The sequence below is a fragment of the Streptomyces thermospinosisporus genome, from assembly GCF_039526425.1.
Taxonomy (GTDB): Bacteria; Actinomycetota; Actinomycetes; order Streptomycetales; family Streptomycetaceae; genus Streptomyces; species Streptomyces thermocarboxydovorans.
Genome location: NZ_BAAAIZ010000128.1, coordinates 22,048 through 28,685 on the forward strand (window position 1 = coordinate 22,048; position 6,638 = coordinate 28,685).

Annotated in this window: 6 protein-coding genes and 1 pseudogene; 3 read left to right on the plus strand and 4 right to left on the minus strand. The window is 71.6% G+C overall.

What is annotated here, in order from left to right; genetic code table 11:
* The first annotated feature begins 91 nt into the window (after positions 1–91).
* Positions 92–874, plus strand: a complete 783-nt coding sequence (locus ABD207_RS30505) for a TetR/AcrR family transcriptional regulator (protein WP_344016515.1) — start codon at positions 92–94, stop codon at positions 872–874.
* Positions 875–964: 90 nt separating this feature from the next.
* Here ABD207_RS30505 and ABD207_RS30510 read toward each other — a convergent pair whose 3' ends face one another.
* Positions 965–1,351 (minus strand): STAS domain-containing protein, encoded by a 387-nt coding sequence (locus ABD207_RS30510; protein WP_344016516.1) that lies wholly within the window; start codon positions 1,349–1,351, stop codon positions 965–967.
* Positions 1,352–1,508: 157 nt separating this feature from the next.
* Between ABD207_RS30510 and ABD207_RS30515 the strand changes: the two genes are divergently transcribed.
* Complete coding sequence (locus ABD207_RS30515; protein WP_344016517.1) at positions 1,509–2,201, plus strand: ANTAR domain-containing protein; 693 nt, start codon at positions 1,509–1,511, stop codon at positions 2,199–2,201.
* Here the strand turns inward: ABD207_RS30515 and ABD207_RS30520 are convergent.
* The 3 genes and pseudogenes from ABD207_RS30520 to ABD207_RS30530 all read right to left on the minus strand — a co-directional run bounded on the left by ABD207_RS30520 (position 2,184) and on the right by ABD207_RS30530 (position 6,106).
* Positions 2,184–3,003 (minus strand): annotated as a pseudogene (locus ABD207_RS30520) (YceI family protein). The gene ABD207_RS30515 and the pseudogene ABD207_RS30520 sit on opposite strands and share 18 nt — an antisense overlap.
* Positions 3,004–3,111: 108 nt before the next feature.
* Positions 3,112–5,532 carry an MFS transporter gene (locus tag ABD207_RS30525; protein ID WP_486388840.1) on the minus strand — a complete coding sequence of 807 codons (2,421 nt, stop codon included), beginning with the start codon at positions 5,530–5,532 and terminating at the stop codon, positions 3,112–3,114.
* Positions 5,533–5,620: 88 nt separating this feature from the next.
* Complete coding sequence (locus ABD207_RS30530) at positions 5,621–6,106, minus strand: MarR family winged helix-turn-helix transcriptional regulator (RefSeq protein WP_425580875.1); 486 nt, start codon at positions 6,104–6,106, stop codon at positions 5,621–5,623.
* A gap of 275 nt (positions 6,107–6,381) precedes the next feature.
* Between ABD207_RS30530 and ABD207_RS30535 the strand changes: the two genes are divergently transcribed.
* Positions 6,382–6,576 (plus strand): hypothetical protein, encoded by a 195-nt coding sequence (locus ABD207_RS30535; protein WP_344016521.1) that lies wholly within the window; start codon positions 6,382–6,384, stop codon positions 6,574–6,576.
* The last annotated feature ends 62 nt before the right edge of the window (positions 6,577–6,638 follow it).

The following is a 6,638-nucleotide window of genomic DNA, read 5'->3' on the forward strand; positions in this document are numbered from 1 at the left end:
AGCCACGGGCCGGCCGGGCGCGACGCGGCTCCCGGTGCCTCGGCGAGGGCGCTTAGGCTGGCCGGTGTCGACAAGTGCAGGAAGGGTGCGCATGGCCAGAGCAGGCCGGGGGAGTTCACGGACCAGCGTCTGGCTGGAGGGCAAGCCCCGGCGGGGCCGGCGGGGGGACGGGCAGCCGTCCGGGCTGGACCGGGACCGGATCACCGCCGCCGGCGTACGGCTGCTGGATGCCGAGGGGCTGGCCAAGTTCTCCATGCGCCGGCTCGCGGCCGAGCTGAACGTGACCGCGATGTCCCTCTACTGGTACGTCGACACCAAGGACGACCTGCTGGAGCTCGCCCTCGACCAGGTGTTCGGCGAGCTCGCCCTCCCCGACCCGGAGGCCGGTGAGGACTGGCGCGACCAGTTGCGGGCGCTGGCGCGGGAGTACCGCTCGATGCTGGTGCGCCACCCCTGGGTGTCGCCGCTGGCCGGGAGCTTCCTCAACATCGGGCCCAACTCGCTGTCCTTCTCCCGGGTGGTCCAGCAGGTGATCGGCAAGACCGGGCTGCCCGTGCACCGCCGCACCGGGGCGATCGCCGCCGTCTTCCAGTTCGTCTACGGTTACGGCACCATCGAGGGCCACTTCCTCGCCCGGGTCGCGGAGACGGGGATGACCCCGGACGAGTACCACGAGCACGCGCTGAGCGCGGCGACCCGGGCGCCGGACGCCGCCGAGGTCATCGAGGAGTCCACGAAGATCATGAAGGCGCGGGGCGGCGACACCGTCGAGGAGATGCTGGAGCGCGACTTCGCCTTCGCCCTGGACCTGATGATCGCCGGCATCGAGACGATGGTCGCCCGGGAGACCCCCGATCCGGCCGACGGCTCCTAGCCGGCCTTCTCCGATCCCGACCGGTCCCGACCGATCCCGACCAATCCTGATCCGGCCTTGATCCTGCCCTGATCCGGCCCTGATCCGGCCCTACCCCCTCCCCGTCTCCGGCACCCAGGCCCGCAGCGCGTCCCCCGCGTTGTCGTACACGGGCACGTCCCGGCGCAGCCGGGTCAGTTCCAGGACCCGGCCCGCGGTGCTGTCCGGGCGGGCCACCACATGGACGCGGGTCTCCGGGTGCAGCTGCTTGCTGAGGTCGCCGATGAGCCGGACGCCCTGGGAGTCCATGAAGCCGGTGCCGGTGAAGTCGAGGACCAGCACCCGGGGGCGGCCGGGCGCCCAGCGGACCGCGCACAGCACGAGGGCGAGCACCTCGGAGGCGTTGCCGAAGTCGATCTCGGGAGGCAGCGGCAGCAGCAGGCGGCCGGGGGGATCGTGCGCAGCACGGAGTCGGGGCGGGACGGACACGGTACTCACCTGACAGACATTCGTCCGGATACCGGCAAGGCCGTTTCCTCACCCGTTTGATCCATTGCACCACGCCCGCACCCCGCGGGGAAGCGCTCGCCCGGTGACCCACCTCATGGGCGTGCACGCGGGCCGACGGGATATCCGTACGGTCATGACTCCCGAGATGTCCGAGACTCTGGACCAGGCGATGGTCCGCAGCAGCGGGCTCGACACGCTGCTGCGCGATCTGACCGACCGTGCCGTGCGGGAGATGCCCGGCGCCCTGGCGAGCAGCGTCACAGTGCGGCGGGCGGACCGTCTGCTGACCCTCGCGGGCAGCAGCGGACCGCCGAGCGGCCTGGACCTGTGCCGGTACGAGTACGGTGCGGGCCCGTGCACGGCGGCCGCGGAGACCGGTGCCGAGCAGTACGTCCCCGATCTGGCCGGGGACGACCGCTGGCCCCGGTTCGCCCGCTACGCGCTGGCCGCCGGGGTGTGCAGCGTGCTGGCCGTCCCGCTGCGGCTGGAGGAGGGCGAGCCGAGCGCGGCCCTCAACCTCTATGGCCAGAAGGCCGGTTCGCTCGCCGAGGGCCGCTCGGCGGCCCAGGTCTTCGCCGCCCGGGCGGCGGACGCGATCGACACGGCGCTGCGCATCGAGCGCCTGGGGCAGACCGCCGCCGATGTGCGCACCGCGCTGCTCTCGCGCAGCGTCATCGACCAGGCGATCGGCATCCTCATGGCCCACGAACGGATCGCCCCGGACCGTGCCCTGGACCGGCTGCGCCGCGCCTCACAGAACCGGAACATCAAACTCCGCGATCTGTGCGACCAGTTGGTGGCGCGTACGGCCGAGGGCGCCTCAAGCGGCCGGCAGTGACTCTCCCTGCACCGCCTGGATGTCCAGCTCCACCTTGAGCGTGGTCCCGATGGCCGCGACGCCCGCCTGGAGGATCTGGTTGTAGTTCATCGCGAAGTCCTCCCGGCGCAGTTCGGCCGTGGCGCGGAAGGCCGCCCGGGTGCCGCCCCACGGGTCCTGGCCCGTGCCCATGGGCCAGGTCCAGGTCGACCGGCCGGACGACCCCGCGCATCGTCAGCTCGCCGTGGACCGTCCAGCGGTCGGGCCCTGCCCCGGTCAGCCCGGTCGACCGGTAGGTGATCTCCGGGTACCGCTCCACGTCGAGGAAGTCGGCGGACCGCAGATGCGTGTCGCGCATGCCGTTGCCGGTGTCGATGGACGCCGCCGAGATCACCGCCTCCACCCGCGACTTGGTGACGTCGTCCGGCGCGACCTCCACGCTCCCGGCGAACTCGGTGAACCGGCCGCGCACACTGGAGATGCCCAGGTGCCGGGCGACCGCGGCCACGCTCGAGTGCGCCGGGTCGATGGTCCACGGCCCCGGCGGCGGCAGCTCGGTCCCGCCCTGCCGGGCCAGGGTCACCGTGCCGACCTCGGCCCGCCCGCTCGCGGTGACGAGGGCGCTCGCGGCGGCGGGCGCGTAGCCGACCGCCGTGACGATCACCGTGTACGCGCCCGGCGCCAGTGGCGTCGCATCCCGTACCGCTCCCTCGGCGTCCGCCTCGGCCCGCAGCACCTGCGTGCCCCTCATGTCGGTCACCGTGACGACCGCGTGCGACACGGCCCATCCGTCCCTGGTACGGATCCTCGCGGTCAGTCCCATCCCGTTTCTCCCTGCACAACACACACTTGGGTCAAAGGAACCGGCCCGCGACGGACCGCGCACCCGAAACCCTCCGGGCACGCCCGCCCGCCGCGGGCCGGGATCCGGCTACTCGCCGGGGTGGGCGAGCTCGATGTCGTGGCCGTCGATGCCCTGCCCGGCGACCGTGAGGGCCGTCGCCACGGGCGGGTAGCCGGTCGCGATCACGGTGTACTCGCCGGCGTCCAGGTCGGTGAAGGCGTACGCCCCGTCCGAGCCCGTGGTCGCCGTGCCGACGACGTTGCCCGCCCCGTCGACGAGCGTCACGCGGGCGTCGGCCAGCGGACCGTGCGGCGCCCGCACGATCCCCTGGATGCGGGCCCCCGCCTCCAGGTCGACCTCGATCCGGGTGATCCCGGTGCCGCCCACCTCCACGGGCAGGGCGCGCGGCCGGAACCCTTCGGCGTTGACCGCCACCGTCACCGTGCCCGGCACCAGTTCGGCGAGCGCGAACTCGCCCTGCTCACCGGTGGTGGCGGTGGCCAGCAGATCCCCGCGCACATCGGTCACCACGACCATCGCGTCCTTCACCGGCAGCCCGCCGTCCGCGGCGCGCACCACCCCGGTCAGCCCGCTGGTGCCGCTGAGCAGCACGTCGTAGGAGACCGGCTCGTCGTTCACCACGAGGGTGGAGGCCTGCGGCTGGTAGCCGTCGGCGGAGGCGATCAGCACGTACGAGCCCGCGCCCGGCGCGTCCAGCACGTAGGACCCGTCGGCCTGCGCGACCGACCGCCCCAGCTGCCGGCCTGCCAGCGAGATCAGCGTGACCGCGGCCCCCGGCACGGCCGCACCCCCGTCCCCGCGCACCACACCGCGCACCGGGACACCGGAGCTGGAGGCCCCCGCCTCACCGCCCGCCGAAGCGACGGCGACGGGCTGCTGCTGCGGAGCCTCGCCCCCCGCGGGCTCAGCCCCCACCACAGCCGGAACCGCCTCCTCCCCCTTCTCCTTTTCCCTCTCCTTCTCCTCCTCGGCGGCCTGCGCCAGCGCGCCCGAGGTCTTCAGCGGGACCTCCTTGATGAACAGGGTCACCAGGAAGGCGAGGAAGGCGATCGGCGCGACGTACAGGAAGATGTCGGCGATGCCGTGCCCGTAGGCGCTCTCCAGCCACTCGCGGATGCCGTGCGGCAGCAGGTCCATGTCCGGGATCGAGCCGCCGCCGGACACCTGCGCGGCGGCCGCCTGCTCCTTCGGGCTCAGCTGCCCGATGGTGTCCTCGGCGTAGTGGCTGATCCGGGTGGCCATCACGGAGCCCAGCACCGAGACGCCCACCGCACCGCCGAGCGACCGGAAGAAGGTCACCACGGAGGAGGCGGCGCCCAGGTCGGTCGGGGCCACCTGGTTCTGGGTGCACAGCACCAGGTTCTGCATCATCATGCCGACGCCGAGACCCAGCAGCGCCATGAAGAGCGCGATGTGCCAGTACGGGGTGTCGTAGCGCATGGTGCTCAGCAGGCCCAGGCCCGCGGTCAGCAGCGCGCCGCCCGCCAGCAGCCAGGACTTCCACCGGCCGGTCTTGGTGATGATCAGGCCGGAGACCGTGGACGAGACGAACAGGCCGCCGATCATCGGGATGGTCATGACGCCGGACATGGTCGGCGACTTGCCCCGGGCCAGCTGGAAGTACTGGCTGAAGTAGACGGTGCCGGCGAACATCGCGATGCCGACGAACAGCGAGGCCAGCGAGGCCAGCGTGATGGTGCGGTTGCGGAACAGCCGCAGCGGAATGATCGGCTCGCTCGCCTTCGTCTCCACCACCAGGAAGACCAGCGTCAGCAGCACCGAACCGCCGACCATGACCCCGGTCTGCCAGGACATCCACGCGTACTTGTCGTCGGCGAAGGTCACCCAGATCAGCAGCAGGCAGACCGCGGCGGTGATGAAGAAGGCACCGGCCCAGTCGACCTTCACCTCGCGCCTGACCAGCGGCAGCTTCAGCGTCTTCTGCAGCACGAGCAGCGCGATCACGGCGAACGGCACACCGACGTACAGGCACCAGCGCCAGCCCAGCCAGCTGGTGTCGGTGATGACACCGCCGAGCAGCGGGCCGCCGACGGTGGCGACGGCGAAGGTCGCGCCGAGGTAGCCCGAGTAACGGCCGCGCTCCCGCGGGGAGATCATCGCGGCCATGATGATCTGCGCCAGGGCGGCCAGACCGCCGGCGCCCAGGCCCTGGATGACACGGGCGCCGATCAGCATGCCCGGGTTCTGCGCCAGGCCGGCCACGACGGAGCCGATCACGAAGATGATCAGGGCTATCTGGACCAGCGCCTTCTTGCTGACCAGGTCGGCCATCTTGCCCCACAGCGGGGTGGTCGCCGTCATCGCCAGCAGCGAGGAGGTGACCACCCAGGTGTAGGCGCTCTGGCCGCCGCCGAGGTCGGAGACGATCTCCGGCAGGGCGTTGGTGACGATGGTGGAGGACAGGATCGCGGCGAACATGCCGAGCAGCAGGCCGGACAGAGCCTCCATGATCTGCCGGTGCGTCATCGGAGCAGTGCTGTCGGAGGAGCCTCCCCCGTGCTTGGCATGAGCCCGCACACCGGATGGTGTGGTCGTTGCCATGGGCTTCCTTCTCTTAGGTGCGTGCGGGAGTACGGGTGGTCTGGGCGGGAGGTGCGGTGCGGCAGTCGCCGAAGCTGTCCCTGAGGCGGCCCATCAGCTGGGCGAGCCGGCCGATGTCGTCGTCGGACCAGTCGGCGAGGCGTTCGGCGAGCAGCTGGGTGGTGCGGCGGAACATCTCGTCGAGCTGGGCCTGGCCGGCGGGGGTGAGGTGCAGGATGCGGGAGCGTTTGTCCGCGGGGTCGGGGAAGCGTTCGATCCAGCCGCGTTCGGTCACGTGGGCGACGTGGCGGCTGGTGACGGACATGTCCACGGCGAGGAGTTCGGCGAGCTTGCTCATGCGCATGTCGCCGTGGCGGCTGAGCAGGGTCAGGACGGCTGCGGAGCCGCTCTGGCAGTCGGCCGGCATGATGCGGCGCATCTCTCTCTTCACGGCTCCGAAGGCGCTGAACTGCCGGACCAGCTCTTCGTAGGGCGCCTGATCGGGCACGGCACCTCCCATTCGTTGCTTAGAGCAACCATAGAGATTGATGGTTGCCGCAGGCAAATAAAACGGGGGTCCGGGGCCTCAAAACTTGGCAAAGGCAAGTATTGGCGGCAGTAAACAGGGGGTGCACGTCTCCCCTGTTCCGTCCAGACACTCGGCGGCTGCGCGCACCCCCACCGGAGGGGCAGGTGCGCCGCAGGCATGGCCACGCGAACCCCCACCCAGCCGCACCGGACCTGCACAGCACCCCGCTTGGGCCCCCGGCCAGGGATTCGCTAGGGTCTCGGGGCATGGCTGACACCCACAACCCGCAGGGCAACCACGACCCCGCCGGCAGCACCCAGATGTTCCGCGCGTTCGTCGACGAGGCCCCCCAGGGCCGCCAGTCCAACGCCTCCGGTGGCGGCTCCCGCATCGGCCTGATCCTCGGCGCCGTGGTCGCCGTGGCCGTCCTCGCGGCCATCGCCTGGCTCGCGTTCAAGTAGGCCGAGCAGACAGGCCAAGCGGGTCCGGAAAACACGGCGGCCGCCGTTGCGCTCGACAAGCG